This is a genomic window from Bradyrhizobium sp. SRL28 (genome assembly GCF_018596315.1).
GTDB lineage: Bacteria > Pseudomonadota > Alphaproteobacteria > Rhizobiales > Xanthobacteraceae > Bradyrhizobium.
On sequence record NZ_JAHEAG010000174.1, the window covers coordinates 1 to 934 of the forward strand.

Here is a 934-nt window from a genome sequence, read left to right on the forward strand (position 1 = left end):
ATGTCTTTGATCCGTTCACGAAGGCGACCGGAATCAAGGTTGTAGATGTGGTAGCCGATTTGGCCGAACCACAGGTTAAGGCGATGTCCCGCGCCGGCAGAGTCGATTGGGACACCGCCTTTATTGTGGCAATGAACTATCCGGCAATGCACGAAGCTGGAATGTTTCAGCCGATCGACTACAATCTCTGGGATGCAGAGTCGCTCGCAGGCACGCCGCCGCACACTCGTTTCAAAGACGCAGTCGTGGTAATCTCGGTTGCCATGGTGCTCGGCTATGATGAGCGCGCATTTCCGAAGGGCGGCCCGCAAAACTGGGCGGATTTCTGGGACGTCAAAAAGTTTCCGGGCCCACGCGGGCTACCTGGTCTCCTCGCCAAGTACCCCATCGAGTCGGCGCTGCTCGCTGACGGTGTCGCACACAAGGATATCTGGCCGCTGACCGATGACAAGATCGATCGTGCATTTGCAAAGCTAAGCGAGATCAAGCCTCACATTGTCAAGTGGTGGACCGCCGGCGGAGAAGCGCCTCAACTCCTGATCAACCGGGAATACGCGATGACTGGCGCGTACGACGGTCGATTGCTCAGCGCGATCCGTCAGGGCGCGCCGATCAAATTTGTCTGGGAGGGTGCCTACCTGACCTACAACTACCTGACCATTCTGAAAGGCGGCCCCAACACAGCGAACGCGCAAAAGCTGGTGGCCTTCTTGAACCGCGCGCAGATTGCGGCCGGGTGGACGCAGGGCACCGGCTATCCCGGACCGAACACAAATCAGCTCGATCACTTGCCAGTCGACATGGTCTCGAAGCTCAGCATAAATCCCATGAACGCGTCAAAGGCCATCCCGGAGGACTCCGCCTGGATGGCGAAGCAACGCCCCGACGGCAAGACCAACGGAGAGCATATCCAAGAGCGTTGGCTGGCATGGCG

Annotated in this window: 1 protein-coding gene; it reads left to right on the forward strand. The window is 58.6% G+C overall.

Going from position 1 to position 934, the window contains the following annotated elements:
* Positions 1–934, forward strand: a 934-nt coding sequence (locus KIP88_RS45850) for an ABC transporter substrate-binding protein (RefSeq protein ID WP_214494628.1), incomplete at both ends; no start/stop codon positions are given.